A 621-nucleotide genomic window follows, 5' to 3' on the forward strand; every position below is an offset into this window, starting at 1 on the left:
GGGCGATCAGCCACGTAGGGCGGGTTAGCGCCAGCGTAACCCGCCATTCTCCCGTGCCACGAGCGGCGGATTACGCTGCGCTAATCCGCCCTACTCTTCTCGTCCTTCCTCGCCCTGCTTAGATAGGGCGCGACTTCTGGTGGAAGCAAGATATCGGACTTCAGGCTCTTGGCCGCAGCAACCGCCTTTTCGCCGCCTCCTTCCGCACTCAAGCTCGCTGGCGCATAGACGACGTTGCCACAGAACAAGTACACGGTCGCATCCGACCGGGCGATTTTCGTGCGCGCGCCCGATGCAATTGGCTCGCGATAACGGACGTCCGTCGCAACGACGACGAACTGATCAGCCGTCCGGAAGGATGCGCGCAGATTTCGCATACCGGTCTCGCCAAAATCCTTGCGAACGATCGTATGCAATGTCCCGTCCTGGCGCAGATAGACGTCCCAATGGCCTCCCTCGCTTGACTCAGCGCGTGTCATATCGACGTCCCGGTGCTGCAGCGATTGGAGGCGATCGGCTGAGATCCGCATCAAACCCGCCAAGTCACACGCCGCAACCGCCGACGTTGCAACAAGCGTCCCGAAGCCCACACCGGCGATCACCTTCGCCAACATACAAGCA

General features: G+C 61.2%; 1 protein-coding gene. It reads right to left on the reverse strand.

Translation table 11 applies throughout. The annotated features are described in order from the left end of the window. Positions 1-80 precede the first annotated feature (80 nt). Positions 81-621 (reverse strand): hypothetical protein (locus BRAS3809_RS36825; protein ID WP_210161114.1); only part of this gene is annotated, 541 nt, incomplete at its 5' end.

Source organism: Bradyrhizobium sp. STM 3809 (assembly GCF_000239795.1).
Taxonomy (GTDB): Bacteria; Pseudomonadota; Alphaproteobacteria; order Rhizobiales; family Xanthobacteraceae; genus Bradyrhizobium.